This window comes from Nocardioides sp. NPDC023903 (assembly GCF_040639295.1).
Classification (GTDB): Bacteria; Actinomycetota; Actinomycetes; order Propionibacteriales; family Nocardioidaceae; genus Nocardioides.
Genome location: NZ_JBEZZS010000035.1, coordinates 21,712 through 38,558 on the forward strand (window position 1 = coordinate 21,712; position 16,847 = coordinate 38,558).

At 69.2% G+C, this 16,847-nt stretch carries 13 protein-coding genes and 1 tRNA gene; 6 read left to right on the plus strand and 8 right to left on the minus strand.

All coding sequences use genetic code 11. From position 1 onward, the window contains the following. The first annotated feature begins 7 nt into the window (after positions 1 to 7). Complete coding sequence (locus tag AB0F44_RS25190) at positions 8 to 559, plus strand: hypothetical protein (protein ID WP_357359392.1); 552 nt, start codon at positions 8 to 10, stop codon at positions 557 to 559. Between the two features lie 6 nt (positions 560 to 565). Here AB0F44_RS25190 and AB0F44_RS25195 read toward each other — a convergent pair whose 3' ends face one another. Beyond that, positions 566 to 1,408 (minus strand): thioesterase family protein, encoded by an 843-nt coding sequence (locus tag AB0F44_RS25195; protein ID WP_357359393.1) that lies wholly within the window; start codon positions 1,406 to 1,408, stop codon positions 566 to 568. Positions 1,409 to 1,544: 136 nt separating this feature from the next. Between AB0F44_RS25195 and AB0F44_RS25200 the strand changes: the two genes are divergently transcribed. Next, complete coding sequence (locus AB0F44_RS25200; RefSeq protein WP_357359394.1) at positions 1,545 to 2,759, plus strand: acetyl-CoA C-acetyltransferase; 1,215 nt, start codon at positions 1,545 to 1,547, stop codon at positions 2,757 to 2,759. Between the two features lie 76 nt (positions 2,760 to 2,835). Here the strand turns inward: AB0F44_RS25200 and AB0F44_RS25205 are convergent, their stop codons facing one another. Beyond that, positions 2,836 to 3,315: a MarR family transcriptional regulator gene (locus AB0F44_RS25205; RefSeq protein WP_357359396.1), complete on the minus strand. Its 480-nt coding sequence runs from the start codon at positions 3,313 to 3,315 to the stop codon at positions 2,836 to 2,838. Between the two features lie 229 nt (positions 3,316 to 3,544). Here AB0F44_RS25205 and AB0F44_RS25210 point away from each other — a divergent pair, with 229 nt between their 5' ends. Then, complete coding sequence (locus AB0F44_RS25210) at positions 3,545 to 4,840, plus strand: MFS transporter (protein WP_357359398.1); 1,296 nt, start codon at positions 3,545 to 3,547, stop codon at positions 4,838 to 4,840. A gap of 78 nt (positions 4,841 to 4,918) precedes the next feature. On the opposite strand, the gene ettA is transcribed toward AB0F44_RS25210, so the two are convergent. From ettA to AB0F44_RS25235, 5 genes are all read right to left on the minus strand, one after another. Further along, positions 4,919 to 6,601, minus strand: a complete 1,683-nt coding sequence (gene ettA, locus AB0F44_RS25215) for an energy-dependent translational throttle protein EttA (protein ID WP_350666230.1) — start codon at positions 6,599 to 6,601, stop codon at positions 4,919 to 4,921. A gap of 69 nt (positions 6,602 to 6,670) precedes the next feature. Then, complete coding sequence (gene ssb, locus AB0F44_RS25220) at positions 6,671 to 7,198, minus strand: single-stranded DNA-binding protein (protein WP_357359400.1); 528 nt, start codon at positions 7,196 to 7,198, stop codon at positions 6,671 to 6,673. A gap of 149 nt (positions 7,199 to 7,347) precedes the next feature. Next, positions 7,348 to 9,000: a YfjP family GTPase gene (locus AB0F44_RS25225; protein WP_357359402.1), complete on the minus strand. Its 1,653-nt coding sequence runs from the start codon at positions 8,998 to 9,000 to the stop codon at positions 7,348 to 7,350. A 27-nt stretch (positions 9,001 to 9,027) separates the two neighbouring features. Next, positions 9,028 to 10,926 (minus strand): dynamin family protein, encoded by a 1,899-nt coding sequence (locus tag AB0F44_RS25230; protein ID WP_357359404.1) that lies wholly within the window; start codon positions 10,924 to 10,926, stop codon positions 9,028 to 9,030. Further along, on the minus strand, positions 10,923 to 12,089 hold the full coding sequence (locus AB0F44_RS25235; protein ID WP_350666223.1) for a PrsW family intramembrane metalloprotease: 1,167 nt from the start codon (positions 12,087 to 12,089) through the stop codon (positions 10,923 to 10,925). Before AB0F44_RS25235 ends, AB0F44_RS25230 begins: the two co-directional genes overlap by 4 nt. Positions 12,090 to 12,213: 124 nt before the next feature. Between AB0F44_RS25235 and AB0F44_RS25240 the strand changes: the two genes are divergently transcribed. Together AB0F44_RS25240 and AB0F44_RS25245 are read left to right on the plus strand one after the other, a co-directional pair. Continuing rightward, positions 12,214 to 13,638, plus strand: a complete 1,425-nt coding sequence (locus tag AB0F44_RS25240; protein WP_357359406.1) for an aminopeptidase P family protein — start codon at positions 12,214 to 12,216, stop codon at positions 13,636 to 13,638. Between the two features lies 1 nt (position 13,639). Further along, positions 13,640 to 14,527 carry an N-acetylmuramoyl-L-alanine amidase gene (locus AB0F44_RS25245; protein WP_357359408.1) on the plus strand — a complete coding sequence of 296 codons (888 nt, stop codon included), beginning with the start codon at positions 13,640 to 13,642 and terminating at the stop codon, positions 14,525 to 14,527. Positions 14,528 to 14,546: 19 nt separating this feature from the next. Here AB0F44_RS25245 and AB0F44_RS25250 read toward each other — a convergent pair whose 3' ends face one another. Beyond that, complete coding sequence (locus AB0F44_RS25250; protein WP_357359410.1) at positions 14,547 to 16,298, minus strand: hypothetical protein; 1,752 nt, start codon at positions 16,296 to 16,298, stop codon at positions 14,547 to 14,549. Positions 16,299 to 16,766: 468 nt separating this feature from the next. Between AB0F44_RS25250 and AB0F44_RS25255 the strand changes: the two genes are divergently transcribed. Next, positions 16,767 to 16,843: transfer RNA gene (locus tag AB0F44_RS25255), tRNA-Arg, on the plus strand. Positions 16,844 to 16,847: the final 4 nt, after the last annotated feature.

Consider the following 16,847-nt stretch of genomic DNA (forward strand, 5'->3'; position numbering starts at 1 on the left):
AGGACGCATGCGGGCAATTCAGCGGGCTATCGTCGGCATCGGGCTTGCAGTCGTCGCCATCGTCGCGATGGCACTGCTCATCGGGGGTCTACGGTCGATCGGACCGGACCAGTCGAGCCAGCCCGCGCAGCAGGCGACCGGTCCGCAGACTCCGCTCGCTGATGGCCCGACCGGTCCGCCCGAGCCCATCGACGCCGCCGAGGACACCTCGGTCGGCACGCTGCCCCCTCCGGCCGACGCCTCGCTCGCCACCCAGCTCGCCTCCCGCGACCTGCTCGCGCCACCCGACTCCGCGCCGAGCGCGCAATCCCCGGCCGAGGGCAGCACGCTGAGCGCCCGGAAGACGCGCGCCGGGGAGAAGTCGGACGAGACCTCAGGCGTCCCGTCCATGCCCAGCCAGGACTTCACCGCGACCCAGGACGGCTGGGACTGGAGCGAGTGGGCCGACGCGGACGGCTGGTACGGCGACCGCGACAGCGACGGCTGCCGGCGCGACCACCACGACGAGCACCGCTACGATCGCCGCGACGACTGCGACGATGACGACCGGCGCGACTGAGGCTGTCTAGAGCACGCTCTCGACGGCCGCACGCACCTGCGGGCTGGGCTCGATGGCCTTCCCCGACTCCAGGTCGTAAAAGACCAGCGTGACCTGCCCGCGGGCCAGCCTGAGGTCTCCGTCGGCGATCTCGGACTCGATCGTCATCGACTTGGTGCCCAGCCGGGAGACGTAGCTCCACACGTCGTACGGCTCCGAGCGAGCGAGGACGGGCGCGTGGTAGGTGACGTCGGTCTGCGCGACCACGACCGAAGGCCAGCCGTTGATCTCGTTGTGGGAGCTGAGCCGCTTCATCAGCGCCAGTCGCGACTCCTGGAAGTACTCGAAGTACTTCACGTTGTTCACGTGCCCGTAGGCGTCGACGTCGGAGAAGCGGACGAAGAGCGGGAAGCGCCCGTCCTCGAGCCGCTTCGTCTCGCCCAGCGCGAGCGGCTTCGGCGCCCATTCCTCCGGGTAGGCCTCGAGGTACGGCTGGAGGTTGGCCTTCTCCTCAGGCTTGAGCCGGCGCGGCGACTCGGTGGCGAAGACGTACGGTGCCAGGACCGTGCTCGCCCGCAGGAAGACCTTGCGGGTGCCGTCGGGCTGGTCGCGGAAGATCTCGTAGGCCATCGTGAAGCTGGCCGCCCGGATGTCTGTCACCCACGACTCGACGTAGACCGGCGTGAAGTCGAAGAGCAGCGGGGCGACGTACGTGACCTGGTGGCTGGCCACCACGACACCCTCGGCCAGGCCTTGGGTCTGCGGGCTCCGGGCGTGCGTGCGCAGCATGTCGACGCGCGCCTCTTGGAGGTAGTCGACGTAGACGACGTTGTTGACGTGGCCGAGCATGTCGAGGTCGGCCCAACGCATGGGGCATTCGTAGAGGTGGCGCACGTGGCCGATCCTTCCAGATGATCTTGGGCACTGGGCCTGGCGACCAGACGCTGTCCGGGCGAGTATGGTGTCGACCACAGTTCAACCTACTCATCAGTAACCGGGAGTCTTCATGCCTGAGGCAGTCATCGTCGCCGCCGCCCGCACTCCGATCGGGCGAGCCAACAAGGGATCTCTGAAGGACTTCCGTCCCGACGACCTTGCGGCACTCATCACCAAGGAAGCAGTCGGCAAGGTCGAGGGTCTCGACCCCAACGACATCGACGACCTGCTGCTCGGGTGTGGTCTGCCGGGCGGCGAGTCGGGCAACAACATGGGCCGTGTGGTCTCCGTGCTGAACGGCTGGGACAAGGTGCCCGGCGCGACCATCACCCGCTACTGCTCCTCCTCGGTGCAGACCTCGCGGATGGCGCTGCACGCGATCAAGGCCGGCGAGGCCGACATCATCGTCTCGGCCGGCGTCGAGACCGTGTCCCGCTTCGTCAAGGGCACCTCGGACCACCTGCCCGACACCGTCAACCACCTCTTCGACGACGCCCAGTCGCGGACCACCGCGACCGCCGGCACCAACGAGAAGTGGCACGACCCGCGCGAGGACGGCCTGCTGCCGGACGTCTACATCGCGATGGGCCAGACCGCTGAGAACCTCGCCACCTCGCGCGGCATCTCGCGCCAGGAGATGGACGAGTTCGGCGTACGCTCCCAGAACCTCGCCGAGAAGGCCATCGCCGACGGCTTCTGGGCCCGCGAGATCACCCCGGTCACCACTCCTGACGGCACCGTCGTCTCGGCCGACGACGGCCCCCGCGCGGGCGTGACCCTGGAGGCCATCTCCGGCCTCAAGCCGGTCTTCCGCGAGGACGGCACCGTCACCGCCGGCAACTGCTGCGCCCTCAACGACGGCGCCGCCGCTGTCGTGGTCATGTCCGACGCCAAGGCCGCCGAGCTCGGCGTCACCCCGCTGGCGCGAATCGTGTCCACCGGCGTCTCCGGCCTCTCCCCCGAGATCATGGGCCTCGGCCCGGTCGAGGCGACCCGGAATGCGCTGAAGTACGCCGGCATGTCGATCGGCGACATCGACCTGGTCGAGATCAACGAGGCCTTCGCGGCCCAGGTGATCCCGTCCTACCAGGACCTCGGCATCGACATCGACCGCCTCAACATCAACGGTGGCGCCATCGCCGTCGGTCACCCCTTCGGCATGACCGGCGCGCGCCTGCAGAACACCATGCTCAACAGCCTTGACTGGCACGACAAGACCACCGGTCTGATCACCATGTGCGTCGGCGGCGGCCAGGGCATGGCGATGATCCTCGAGCGCATCTGACACACTCCTCGACTCGGCGCGTCTGCCCCAGGCAGGCGCGCCGAGTCGGCGCGTTATAACGCGCCGAGTCGGCGTTTCAGCGCATCTCGATGCCGGGGCGGTCGCTGATGAGGTGGTCGGAGACGGCGTTCATCACGCGACCCAGAGCCGCGAAGTCGTCCTCGCTGACCAGATCGATGAGGTAGTCGCGTACGCCGGTGACGTGGACGGGGGCCGCTTCGCGCAGCAGCCCGAAGCCGCGCTCGCTGAGGGTGGCGACGACACCCCGGCCGTCGTCGGCGGAGTTGCGGCGCTCGACCAGTCCGGCACGCTCCATCCGGGTGATCGTGTGCGTGATCCGGGAGCGCGAGTGGGCCAGGGAGTCGGCGAGCTGAGCCATCCGCATCGCGCCGTCGTTCTCGGAGAGGCGTACGAGGATCTCGTACTCCGGCAGCGAGATGTCGAAGCGGGTGCGTAGATCGGCATCCAGGCGGTCATCGAGCAGGGTCATCCCCATCATCAGCGCACGCCAGGAGCGCTGTTGCTCTTCATCCAGCCACCGAGTCTCATCACCCACGGGGCATTACGTTAGCCCTGTCTACGAGCTGTTCCATGCACTGGCACCCCTTAACGGCAAGGAAGTTGTCACCGAAGGTTCGATCCGCACCCGGGACAAGAGCCCTGAAACAGTCGGGACCAACGGCAGAATGAGCCGGGACCTAAGCCCGGCAATCGTGTCGCCCCGAGCCGTCACAAGCCCCTAGAAACAATTCGCCACGGCTCCAGGTAAAGGCGAAGATTGTGCGGTGTCGACTCCCCCTGCTCTCGGTCTCCGTGACTTCATAGCCGCACTTCCACGCGAGGGCCGCTGGCTCCTGTCGACGGTTGCGATCCAGCTCCTCGGTCGCGGCATGACGCTGCCGTTCACGATCATCTACCTGCACGAGGTACGCGGCTTCGACCTCGGCCTCGCCGGCACCCTGATGGGCCTGATCGCCATCACCGGCTTCATCGTCACTGGCCCGGCGGGCAGCCTGATCGACAAGTACGGAGCCCGTCCCGTCATCCTCGGCGGTCTGGTCTGCGCGATCGCGGGCGACGTCATGCTTGCCTTCGCCACCACCCCGGTGCTCGCCGGTGCGGCACTGTGCCTTCTGGGCGTCCAGGCCGGGGTGTCGTGGCCGGCCGCGAACGCGCTGGTCGCCACCGTGGTCGAGGGTGAGCTCCGGCAGCGCTACTACGGCGTGAACTTCGCGCTGATCAACCTCGGCATCGGCGTCGGCGGTGTCATCGGTGGTCTCTTCATCGACGTGAGCCGGCCCGAGACCTTCACCTACGCCTTCCTCGCCAACGCCGCCACCTTCACGATCCCTGCCCTGGTCCTGCTCGGCCCGCTGCGTCATCTGCACGGCCGCGCCGCGCGACCTGCCGCCGACGAGCCCGACGCCACCGCGTCGTACGCCAAGATCCTGCGTCGTCCCGAGGTCGTCTGGCTGGTGGTGATCGGGGTTCTGCTCTCGACCCTCGGCTACGGCCAGATCGAGAGCGGGTTCCCGGCCTACTCGCGTCAGATCGCCGAGGTCTCCACCCGGGTCATCGGGTTCGCGTTCGTGGTGAACTGCGCCGTGATCGTGCTCGCCCAGTTCTGGGTGATGAACCGGGTCAGCGGCAAGCGGCGTACTCGGGTGCTCGTCGCCACGGCTGCCATCTGGGCCGTCGCCTGGGTGGTGTTCGGGGCGACCGGCCTGGTTCCCGGCTCCGTCGCGGCCATCGTCGGCGTGGTCGCCTTCCAGGGACTCTTCTTCGCGCTCGGCGAGACGCTGATGCAGTCGGCCTACCCGGCACTGACCAACGACATGGCGCCCGACCATCTGCGCGGACGCTACAACGCGATCAACTCGGCCTCGTTCCAGACCGGGGCGATCGTCGGCCCGATCCTGGCCGGCTTCCTGCTCGAGCACGGCCAGTCGACGATGTTCATCGCGCTGATGGTGGTCGGCTGTGTCGGCATCGTCGCCGCCTCGATGCGCCTCGAGCGCCGGATCACCCCCGCCGTGAACGGCGTACGCCCGGCAGAGACGCACGAGCCCGCAACCCTGTGACAAACACGCCGAGTCGGCTCGTTGTAACGAGCCGACTCGGCGTGGGTTTTGGTCAGAACGCGCCGACTCGGCGGTTGGTCAGTCGCGGGTGAGGCGACGGTGGGTGACGCGGTGGGGGCGGGCGGCCTCCTGGCCGAGGCGCTCGATCTTGTTGGCCTCATAGGACTCGAAGTTGCCCTCGAACCAGAACCACTCGCCCTCCTTCTCCTCGGTGCCCTCCCAGGCGAGGATGTGGGTGGCGATGCGGTCGAGGAACCACCGGTCGTGGGAGGTGACCACGGCACAGCCGGGGAAGTCGAGCAGCGCGTCCTCCAAGGAGGAGAGCGTCTCGACGTCGAGGTCGTTGGTGGGCTCGTCGAGCAGCAGCATGTTGCCGCCCTGCTTCAGGGTGAGCGCGAGGTTGAGGCGGTTGCGCTCACCACCGGAGAGCACGCCGGCCTTCTTCTGCTGGTCGGGACCCTTGAAGCCGAACGAGGCGACGTAGGCCCGCGAGTTCATCTCGAAGTTGGCGACCTTGATGAAGTCCAGGCCATCGGAGACGACCTCCCAGACGTTCTTGTTGGGGTCGATGCCGCCGCGGCTCTGGTCGACGTAGGAGATCTTCACCGTCTGGCCGACGTTGAGCTCACCCGCGTCGGGCTTCTCGGAGCCGGTGATCATCCGGAACAGCGTGGTCTTACCGACGCCGTTGGGGCCCACGATGCCGACGATGCCCGCGCGCGGGAGCGAGAACGAGATGTCGTCCCACAGCGTGCGGCCCTCGAAGCCCTTGACCAGACCCTTGGCCTCCATCACCACGTCGCCCAGGCGCGGGCCCGGCGGGATGTTGATGTCGGCGGTGTCGATCTTGCGGGCCTTGTCGGCCTCGGCGGCGAGCTCCTCGTAGCGGGCCAGACGCGACTTCGACTTGGTCTGGCGGGCCTTGGCGTTGGAGCGGACCCACTCCAGCTCCTTCTCGAGCATCCGGGCGCGCTTGGCGTCCTTGAGGCCCTCGACCTTGAGACGGTCCTTCTTGGTCTCCAGGTAGGTGGAGTAGTTGCCCTCGTAGCCGTGGATCGAGCCGCGGTCGACCTCGGCGATCCACTCGGCGACGTTGTCGAGGAAGTAACGGTCGTGGGTGACCGCCAGGACGGCGCCCTTGTAGCTCTTCAGGTGGCCCTCGAGCCACTGCACCGACTCGGCGTCGAGGTGGTTGGTGGGCTCGTCGAGGAGCAGCAGGTCGGGCTCCTGCAGGAGCAGCTTGCACAGCGCGACGCGGCGGCGCTCACCACCGGAGAGGTTGTCGACGATCGCGTCGCCCGGAGGGCAGCGCAGCGCGTCCATCGCCTGCTCCAGCTTGGAGTCGATGTCCCAGGCGTTGATGTTGTCCAGGAAGGTCTGGAGATCACCGGTCTCGGCCATCAGGGCGTCCTGATCGGCATCGGGGTCACCCATCTCCATGTAGGCGTCCTCGAGGCGCTTCATCTTCGTCTTGATCTCGCTGACGGCCTCCTCGACGTTCTCGAGGACGGTCTTGCCCTCGGTCAGCGGCGGCTCCTGCTGGAGCATCCCGACGGTCGCGTCCTGGTCGCGGACGATGTCACCGTTGTTGGGATGGTCCAGCCCCGCCATCAGCTTGAGCAGCGAGGACTTACCCATGCCGTTCGGGCCGACAACGCCGATCTTGGCACCGTGCAGGAACGAGAGGGTGACGTTGTCGAGGACGACCTTGTCGCCATGGGCCTTGCGCACATTGCGCAGGGAAAGGATGTAGTCGGCCATGGTGCCCACCCTAATGAGGGAGAGGCACGCCGGTACAACCGGCGCACCCCGCCGCACGCCCGGCTCACCTCAGGCCGCCACGGACGTCTCCGTCTCATCAGTCGCCTCGCCATCGTCCGCGGTTGCCGGCTTCTGGTCCCACGGGTCCGCGCCCGGCGCCCGCCAGTCGGAGAGCGGGTCGCGCTCGGGGTCGTCGTCGCGGGGTCCAGGGGCGGGGGCGGCGACCGCGGCCAGGGAGCGCGGGTTGCGCGAGAGACTGCTCATGCCGCGGTTGAGGTCGTGACCGACTACGGTCGCCTCGACCTCGAAAGTGTTGACCTCGAGCCCGTCCTTGTTGACGTAGCTGCGGGTCGAGAGCCGTCCCTGGACGACCACGGGGTCGCCCTTTCGCAGCGAGCGCCCGACGTTCTCCCCCAGCTGACGCCAAGCACTCACCGAGAACCATTGCGTCACGCCGTCGCTCCACTCTCCGGTGGACCGGTTGAGCTTCCGCGGTGTGCACGCCATCCGGAAGTTCGCGACCGAGAACTCACCGACGCTCCGCACGACGGGGTCAGCGCCGACGTTGCCGCGCAGGGTGATGATCGAGTCGTTCATCGTTGTCTCCTCAGAGTTCGCGCCCGCCTGATGCGGGCCTCGGAGACAACCCTGCGCTCGACCACCGACAGTTCCGGGCGGCGTACGTCCGCCTGTGGACAACCCCGGATCGAACCGTCCCTGTGGACAGTGATCGGCCCGCCGACCGATCAGCGCAGCGCCTTGGCCACCCCGTGCCGCAGGGCGGTGTAGGCCGCCAGCTCGGTCTCGATCGGGTCGACGACGAGCTCACGTGAGACGTCGGCGACCGCCGTACGCAGCCGCGCATCGGCCGCGCGCGCCCGACGTCGAGCGGTGGTGATCACCAGCAGATGGCAGACGGCCCACAGCACCAGCCCGAGCCCGACACCCCCGATGAACAGGACGTACGGCAGCTCGACCCCGGCGACAGAAGGCGTCACGTCGCCGACCTGAGCGGCTCCCGAGAGAAGCAGCGCCAGCGACCACACCAGGCCGACGGTGGCGAGGATGATCAGGAGCCACTGGAGGGCCTTGACCAGCCCGGTCCACAGCGGCAGCCGCTCGGCGTTCAGGTCGACTCCTCCGACCGAGGCGTCGAGCCGGTCGGCGAGGTCACCCATCCGCGATACCGATGCCCGCCGGATCGCGTCGCGCCACGGCGAGGCGAGCCCGGCGCCGGCCTCGTCGGCCAGCTGACGCACCTCGGTGTCGACCCGCGCGCGCTCGACGGCGGTGGTCTGCGGCAGCGAGGTCCGGGCGCGCCCAGCCAGCTGGGTCGCCTCCTCCCCCAGCGCCAGGTGAAGCCGCTTCAAGGGATCCGGCTTCAACCGGGAGACCCACGAGACCAGCGGCCAGCCCGTGGCCGCACGGGCCCGGGTGCGTACGGATCGCTCGACCGCGTCCACCACGGTCGGCACCCCGGCGGCCTCCGAGATCGCGTCCTCGAGGGCCTCCACCCGGGGCTTGGCCAGGGAGCGCGGCTTGGCGTCGCCGGACGCCTTGGCGAGCTTCACGGCAGCGGTCTTGATGTCGGCCGAGAGCCGGGACTTGTTGGCCCGCTTCGCCGCGGCCCGCTGAGCGATCTCGGTCTTGAGCTGCGGGATCCCCCAGCCGAGCTTGGCCGAGACCGGGATCACCGGGACGTTGCGCAGGCCGTCCTGGTCGAGCAGGCGGCGTACGTCACCCAGCATCGACTCACGACGGTCCTCGGGAACGCGGTCGATGTGGTTGAGCACCACGACCATGATCTCGGAGTGGGTCCGGAGCGGCTGAAGGTAGCGGTCGTGGATGGCCGCGTCGGCGTACTTCTGTGGGTCGAGCACCCACACCAGCATGTCGGCGAGCTCGACCAACCGGTCGACCTCGAGATGGTGGGAGACCTCGGTGGAGTCGTGGTCGGGCAGGTCGAGCAGCACGACGCCGTCGAGCTCGTGCCCTTCGCGGCGGGTGTCGAGCATCGAGTCGCGGGTGGTCTGGTGACGCTCGGGGATGCCGAGCCACTCGAGCAGCTCCTGAGCGCCCTCCGAACCCCACACGCAGGCGGTCGCCCACGACGTGGTCGGCCGCCGGACCCCGACGGCAGAGAGCTCCAGCCCGGTCAGGGCATTGAACGTGGACGACTTGCCCGACCCGGTCGCCCCGGCGACCCCGACGACCGTGTGGTCGGCGGAGAGCTTGAGGCGTCCCTGAGCCTTGTTGACCACCGAGCGCGCGTCCTCGACGAGTCCGTCGTCGAGGCGCCCGGTCGCCGCCACGGTCGCAGCGGTCAGTCCGTCCAGCCGATCACCGAGGTCTCCACCTCGGCTGACCAGGTTCTTTGCACCTTCGAGCAGGCCGCTCAATGATCCCCCTTCAGTTCCTGACAAGTCTCAGTCATCGCCGCGCTGGCTGGCGAAACGAGCGTCGCCGACCTTCCGCGCGGCGTGCCGCAGTCGCTCCGGTGCACCGTGGTCGATCTGCAGCGCGTCGACCTGACCCGTGTAGCGCGCACGCTCCTCGTCGACGAGCCCCACGATGCGTACCTCCAGCGACTTGCGCGCCTTAGACGCGAGCCCGCGAACGGCCTGGTCGCCGAAGACCGCCTCCAGCAGCTTCTGGCCGAGCAGGAGCGTGCCGCCGGCGATGCCCACCTCGGCACCGACGAGCGCTCCACCGGTCGAGGCGAAGACCACCACCATCAGCGCCACGCCGAGGCCGTTGACCCCGTAGGAGAGGAACTTCGCGGTCGTACGTTTGTCCTGGCCCTCGCTGCGCACCATGTCGAGCACGTCCTGCTGCCAGTCGCGCACCGCACGCTCGGCCTTGGGCCGCAGCGCACGCGAGGCTCGGCCGAGGTCGGCAGGGCCGGTGGCGAGCAGCCCGCGCCCGGCGGGACTCATCTGCCAGGCCGCTTCGGCCCTTTCGGCAGCCGCCTCGCACTGCTCCAGGATCAGCATCTCCAGGCCACCCTGCACGGCCTCGGTCACCCGTTCGGCCTGCTGCGGCTTGCCCTTGATCGAGCCGAGGATCTTGTCGCGCAGCATGCCGACCCGCGTCTCGAGCGCCTTGAGGATCTCCCCGGTGCCGACGAACTCCTGCCAGCGCGCGAGCACCTCGCCGCGCAGCAGCGTCCCGTCGGCGGTCGCCGCCATGATCGACTTGAGCGCTTCGTCGTAGGCCATGTCCGCATCGGCACGCAGCCGCTGAGCGGCCTCTCCCTGACCGTCCGCGGTGTCGGCGATCGGGTGGACCTCCAGGGTCAGCGCCCGGACCGCACCGTCGAGCGTCTGGGTGACGACCTGATGGCGCGCGGTGGCGTCGTCGGCGAGCATGTCGAGCCAGGCGCGTACCTCTGCGACGTGCTCGGCCGGCAGCATCCCGTGCTCGGAGACCTCGCCCTCGTGGACGATGAAGAGCGGTGAATCCTTGAGCCCGCGCGAGGCGAGCATCCGGGCCAGGTGGCCGGCGACGGTCTGTACGGCCTCGGTCGGAGTGCGGTCGAGCACCACGGCCACTGCGGTGGAGCGGTTGGCGGCGAGCTGGAGGAACTCCCAGGGCACCTGGTCGGCGTACCGCGCGGCCGAGGTGACGAAGACCCACAGGTCGGCCGCGGCGAGCAGCTCGGCCGCGAGGACCCGGTTGGCCTCCTCGACCGAGTCGACGTCGGGCGCGTCCAGGATCGCCAGGCCGGGGTGGAGCCGGTCGCTGGCGACCAGCTGCAGCGCGCCGGGGTCGTTGGTCGGGTGGTTGACCCGCTCCAGCTCGGGGAGCAGGCGGTCCTGGCCGAACCAGCGGCCGTCTTCGGGGTTGTGCACCAGCACCGGCGAACGGGTCGTCGGCCGCAGCAGCCCCGGCGTGGTCACCTTGGTGCCGACCAGCGAGTTGACCAGCGTCGACTTGCCGGCGCCCGTGGAGCCGCCGACGACCGCGAGGAGCGGCGCGTCGATGGTCATCATCCGCGGGATGACGTAGTCCTCGAGCTGCTCGACCATGTTCTGCCTGGCGGCCCGCTGCTCGTCGGTGCCGGGCAGGTCCAGCGGCAGGGTGACCTCGGTCAGCGCCTGGTGGAGCTGGATGAGAGAGGTCACCATCCGGTTGCTCTCGCCGCCGGACGCCTCGATCTCGGCCCGGACGGCCTCGAACTCGGTGGTCGGCTTCTCCGCGAGCATCCCCGCCGTCAGCGCCTCGTAGGCCGGCCGGGGCTCCGGAGCAGCCTCTGGAGCAGCCTCTGGAGCCGGCTCCGGGGCAGGCTTCGCAGCGGTGTCGTCGTGGTTGTGGTCTTCACTCATCCGATCATCACCTGCCCGCTCGGGAACGCGATGTGTGGACGTACCTCACTGATGCGGTCAACGTATGCCCTCCCCCGGGCGGCGAAGTCTGGCGGCGGGTTGCCGCGCAGGAATCGCCAGTGCAAGTATCCGAGCTCGATGGCAGCCTGCTGGTATTCACGCATGGCCGCAACCCCCTGAGCCCCTCCGTGAGTCGACGCGAACTTCCGCGCCTGCTCCCGGCGCCGCAGATCGACCACCCAGCCGATGTCGGTGTAAGGAATCAGCCCGCGCTGGGCGGCGTCGGTCAGCGACCGGGTCAGCACGATCCGCTCGGACTTTCGCCGCCACACCGCGAAGACGACCAAGGACACGAACGCAGGCACCATCACCACGACGTACGCCAGCAGGAACCCGGCCCCGTCATAGAGCAGTGTCGAGCCGTTCCAGGTGGCGTGAGCGAGTACCGCGATGGCGTAGCCCAGCAGTGGCGCCACGACCTTCAACCAGCGCTTGCGCGTCACCACCGCGACACCGATGCCGATGCCGATGCCGGCGGTGAAGAAGGGATGGGCGAACGGGCTGAACAGGCAGCGCATCACGAAGACGGCGGTGAACTCACCGATGTGTCCTGTCGAGCTGTCGCCCATGCCGGGCGTGCCGTTGTAGGTGCCGCCCAGGTAGAGGATGTTCTCGGTAAAGGCGAAGCCGATGCCGACCATGCCTGCGTAGACGATCCCGTCGAGCACCCCGTCGAGGAGGTGGCGGCGCCAGACCAGCAGCACGAGGAGGAACAGGCCCTTGGCCGCCTCCTCGGTGACCGGCGCCACGATCGCGAGCTGGGTCGGCTCGCTCCACCCGGCGAGCAGCGCACCCACACTCTGCACGATCAGCGCGGCGGCAACGGCGACGAAGGCGCCCCACCCCAGGCCGAGCGCCAGCAGCGACTTCGGCTCGGGTTCGTAGCGGTCCAGCCACAGGAAGGCATAGACCAGCGGCACCACCGGGATGGCCGCGAAGAGCACTCCCAGGATCGCGCCGGTCGGAGCAAGATGGTCGTTGACGACGCTGGTGCTCAGCAGCACGATGCCGAGCACCGGCAGCGAGGTCAGCACGACAAGCACGCCCACCACGATGGTGAACGTGCGGTTGCTTCTCGTCGGATCCTTCGGGATCGCCCCCATGCGCGCCAGACTATCGGGCGGGCGGACCGCACGCGCGACCAGACACCGATCGAGACGTCCTCGCGACCCGCGTGGCCTGGGAACTCACGAGCGTTGTGGATCCGGCGCGGCGTACGATTCCGGTATGACGGACAAAGGCGCCCCCACTCCTGCAGACGACCACACCGAGAGCCACGACCAGACGGTTCCGGAGGCGTGGTCCAAGTTCATGAGGGAGGGCTGGGACGACCGCGAGGTCGAGGTTCCCGAGCATCCGATCACGCCTTGGGCGGCCGCACGCAGGCAGCGGCTCTCGGGCATCTTCCCGGGTGAGCGGCTGGTCGTTCCGGCCGGCACCTACAAGGTCCGCGCCAACGACACCGACTACCGCTTCCGCGCCGACACCGCCCACGTGCACCTGACCGGCAACCAGACCTCCGACGCCGTCGTCGTGATCGAGCCTGACGGCAGCTCGGTCCTGTACGCCCGCCCGCGCAGCGGTCGCGACACCGACGAGTTCTTCCGCGACCGTCAGTACGGCGCGCTCTGGGCCGGGGCGCGCCCCTCGGCCCGTGAGCTCTCCGACTCGCTCGGCATCGAGGTACGCCACGTCGACCAGCTCGAGTCCGACCTCTCCGGCAGCACCCCGACCCGCGTACTCCGCGGAGTCTCTGCCGACGTCGACAAGCTGATCGCCCCCGCCGAGGCCTCCCGCGACGAGGAGTTCGCCAAGGCGCTCTCCGAGCTGCGCCTGATCAAGGACGAATGGGAGCTCGGCGAGCTCAAGGAGGCCTGCGACATCACCGTGCGCGGCTTCACCGACGCTGTGCGCGAGTGGGACCAGGTCCTGAAGCACGGCGAGCGCTGGATCGAGGGCACCTTCTTCCGCCGCGCCCGCGCGGAAGGCAACGACCTCGGCTACGACTCGATCGTCGGCGGCGGTTCCCACGCCACCACGCTGCACTGGATCGACAACGACGGCCCGATCGTCCCCGGTGAGCTGGTGCTGCTCGACATGGGCGTCGAGGGCCACAACCTCTACACCGCCGACATCACGCGCACCCTGCCCATCTCCGGGAAGTTCACGCCGCTGCAGCGCAACCTCTACGAGCTCGTATACAAGGCCCAGCAGGCCGGCATCGAGGCGATCCGCCCGGGCGTGACCTTCCGGGCCGGCCACTTCGCCGCCATGGAGATCCTCGCCCACGGCCTCGACGATCTCGGTCTGCTGCCGGTCTCGGTCGACGAAGCGCTCTCCGAGGACAACAAGACCTACTCCCGCTGGACCCTCCACGGCGTCTCCCACATGCTCGGCCTCGACGTCCACGACTGCGCCTCCGCGTCGAAGGAGACCTACATCGAGGGCCCGCTGCAGGAGGGCATGGTGCTCACCGTCGAGCCTGGCCTCTACTTCCAGAAGGAGGACAAGCTCGTCCCCGAGGAGCTGCGCGGCATCGGCATCCGCATCGAGGACGACATCGTCGTCACCAAGGACGGCTCCGTGAACCTCTCCGCCGGCCTGCCGCGTACGGCCGACGACGTCGAGGCGTGGATGGGCCAGCATCTGTGACGTGAATGCTGACCGAGGTGACTCAGTCGGGTCGCGCTTCCCTCGTGGAGTTCCACGAGGGAAGCGGCTGCTCACCGAGTTGCCTCGGTCAGCGATCGCCGTGGCCGGCTGCCTCGCCCTGGCCTCGGCCCTGATGGCGTGCAGTCCAGGACGTACGCCACGACAGCAGCCCGCCGCATCGCCATCGGCAGAGGCGTCCCCGTCCGCCTCCGCCTCGAGCGGCTCGGACGACATCTTCGCGGGAGCCGTGGTCGGGATCGACCCGGGTCACAACGGCGGCAACGCGGGTGCGCCCGAGGTGATCAACGAGCCGGTGTGGAACGGGCGCTCGCCGAGCCCGTGCAACACGACCGGCACCGCGACCGACGACGGCTACCCGGAGACCGACTTCACCTGGGCCGTGGCCACGAAGCTCGCCGCCGATCTGCGCGAGTCCGGCGCGAAGGTGGTCATGACCCGGGACAGCAACGACGGGGTCGGGCCGTGCATCGACAAGCGCGCGAAGATCATCAACGACGCGAAGGCCGACGTGGCGATCGACATCCACGCCGACGGGGCAGCCGAGTCCGAGCGGGGCTACTCGCTGCTGATCCCGGTGCCGTCTGGCACCAACGACGAAGTCGTCGAACCCTCGCGACGCTACGCCCAGCTGCTCCGCACCGAGATGCGGAAGACCGGGATGCCGGTGGCCTCCTACCTCGGTGAGGGCGGGTTCGTGGAGCGCGACGACCTGGCCGGCCTAAACCTCACCACGGTGCCGCAGGTGCTGCTCGAGACGGGCAACATGCGCAACGCCGAGGACGCGCGCCTGCTGAAGTCCGACCGGTTCCAGGCGCGGACGGCCGCCGCCATCAAACGGGCGATGGCGGCGTACCTCCGCTCACGCTGAGCTCGAGGCCCAGATCAGTTCAGAGCTTCGTCCACTCGACGGGCTCGAGGTTGTACTCCTCCGCGATCGGCCCCCATGCCTTGGCGGCGGCCTTCTTCGGGTCGTGACTGGCCAGGCTGAGCGTGGTCGCCTTCTCCAGCTTGCCCTTGCCACCGACGCACTCGCCGTCGGCGTTGACCTTGCGCTTCTCGCCCCAGGCAGCGAAGGCCAGGTCGGCGTTCTGCGAGGTCATCCACGCGGACTCGAGGTTCTTGACGAGCTTCCGCGACCCCGGGAGGACGGCGGTGTCGATCTTGGCGACATCCGCGGCCAGCTTCTCGCGGGAGGCCGCGGCGTCCTGGAAGGTCTGGATCGCCTCGTCGATGTTCTCGCACGCCTTGAGGTCGGCCTGAGCGGCACCGATGGCCGCCTTGTCCTTGGCCGAGGTCTTGATGAGGTCATCGATCTTCTTGGCCTCGGCCGCGGCACCGCCCTCGGCCGTGGTGGCGCCCGTGGCGGAGCCGGTCTCGGCGTTGGCGTCGTCGCCGTTGCTGTTGATCAGGCCGATGACGAAGGCGATGATCGCGACCACGACGGCCAGCGCGAGGACGATCAGGCCCCAGCGCTTCAGGTCGAGACCACCAGGTCCCTTGCCCTGACCGCCCTGACCGCGCTGCGGCTCGTAGCGGGCGTCGTAGCCGTTCCCGTACGGGTCGTAGCCCTGCGGCGCCATCGGTGGCGGCGCCGGGGTGTTGGGCCCACCGCCGACCGGCGGCTGCCCCACGAGGGTGGCGTCGGTGTAGGGGTTCTGGCCGTAGGGGTCACCGTACGGCTGGCCGAACTCGTCCTGGGACCGGTCCTGCGGCTGTCCGAAGGACTGCTCGTAGCCCTGGTCGTACGGCTGGTCGTAGGGCTGGCCATAGGGCTGGTCGTAGCCCGGGGACCACTGGGCCTGGTCCGGCTCCAGCTGCGGCGCGAGCGGGGCGTAGGCAGGGTCGCCGTACGCCGGGGCCTGCTGGCCCTGGTCGGGCTGGCCGAGATCGGGCTGGCCGTCGTCATAGCGCGACTCGGGCGCCGGGGCGTCGAACTGCGGCTGCGGCGGCGCGAACTGCTCGAACTCGTCACGCGGACGGGTGCCCCCGCCGGCCTCCTCGTCGACGGCGTCGAACCGAGGGCTCATCGCGACCTGGGTCTCGTCGGGACGGAGCGGCTCGGGCTGGCGTCGCTCGACCGGCGGCATCGCCTCGTGGGTCGCTTCGTAGGTCGCCTCGGGAACCGGGCTACCGAACTGCGGAGCCGGCTCGACGAAGGTCGGGTGCTCCGCGCTCTGGTGGTACGCCGCGGCCGGGCGCTCGGGCAGCGGAGGCGCGGCCATCGGCTCCGGGGTCGGGGGCGCCTGCGGTTCCGGCATCTGCGGGGCGGGGGCAGGCGCGGGCGCGGGCGGCTCGGGTGCGCGCTCCTGTGCCGGCGGCCGTGTCGGCAGATCAGGGAGCGGCGTCGGTGCGGCCGCCTGTGCCTGCGGCTCCGGCTCCGGGATCGGCTCCGGGGTCGGCTCGGGCTCTTCCTCGACCTTCTTGCGCTTGGGCAGGAAGAGCGACTGCGACTGGGAGGCGAGCTCCGGCTCGAACTTCGGCGTACGCGCCGCCAGCCCGAACAGGCCCCCACCGTCCGAACCCGCCGGCGGCGGCGCCATGCCACCACCGAAGGCCGGCTGCTCACCGCTGGGCGCGGTCATGCTCAGCTGGGGCGCCATCGAGGCCCCCGGCGTACGCCTGACCTGCTCGAGCGGCAACGGGGCCGGCTCCGTGTCGGCCTCGGGCGCGGGCGTAGCGACTTCCTGCCCACGCCTCGGCAACGACAGACCACCCTGCTCAGGATCGGCACCCCGCTGCGGCAGTCGCGGGGGTGCGACCGGCTCCGGTGCACCCTGCGACGGCGGCTGATGAGCGCTTCTGACGGGGGTCCCACAACCTGTGCAGAAGCGCATACCGGTGACGGCTGCACCGCACGAGGTGCACATGGACTCCATAGTCATGTCCGGGGACCTTACCGATGATCGGGTCCAGTCTCGAACCCTCGTGGTCCGCCAATCGGACACTCACGTCGACAGTGTGGGGACAGTGCACCCAAATACCCCCCACACCTTGGTAACACTCCGGCCAGCGTTTCGGATTCCGATGCACACAGGGGATACGGGCACCGGTAAGATCGTGCGCGGCCTGCGCAAACCCCCTTCCAGCGGGGTGCTCACTCGGGCCACGCCTCCGTAGCTCAGCTGGATAGAGCATCGGCCTTCTAATCCGACGGTCACAGGTTCGAATCCTGTCGGGGGCGCCACAGG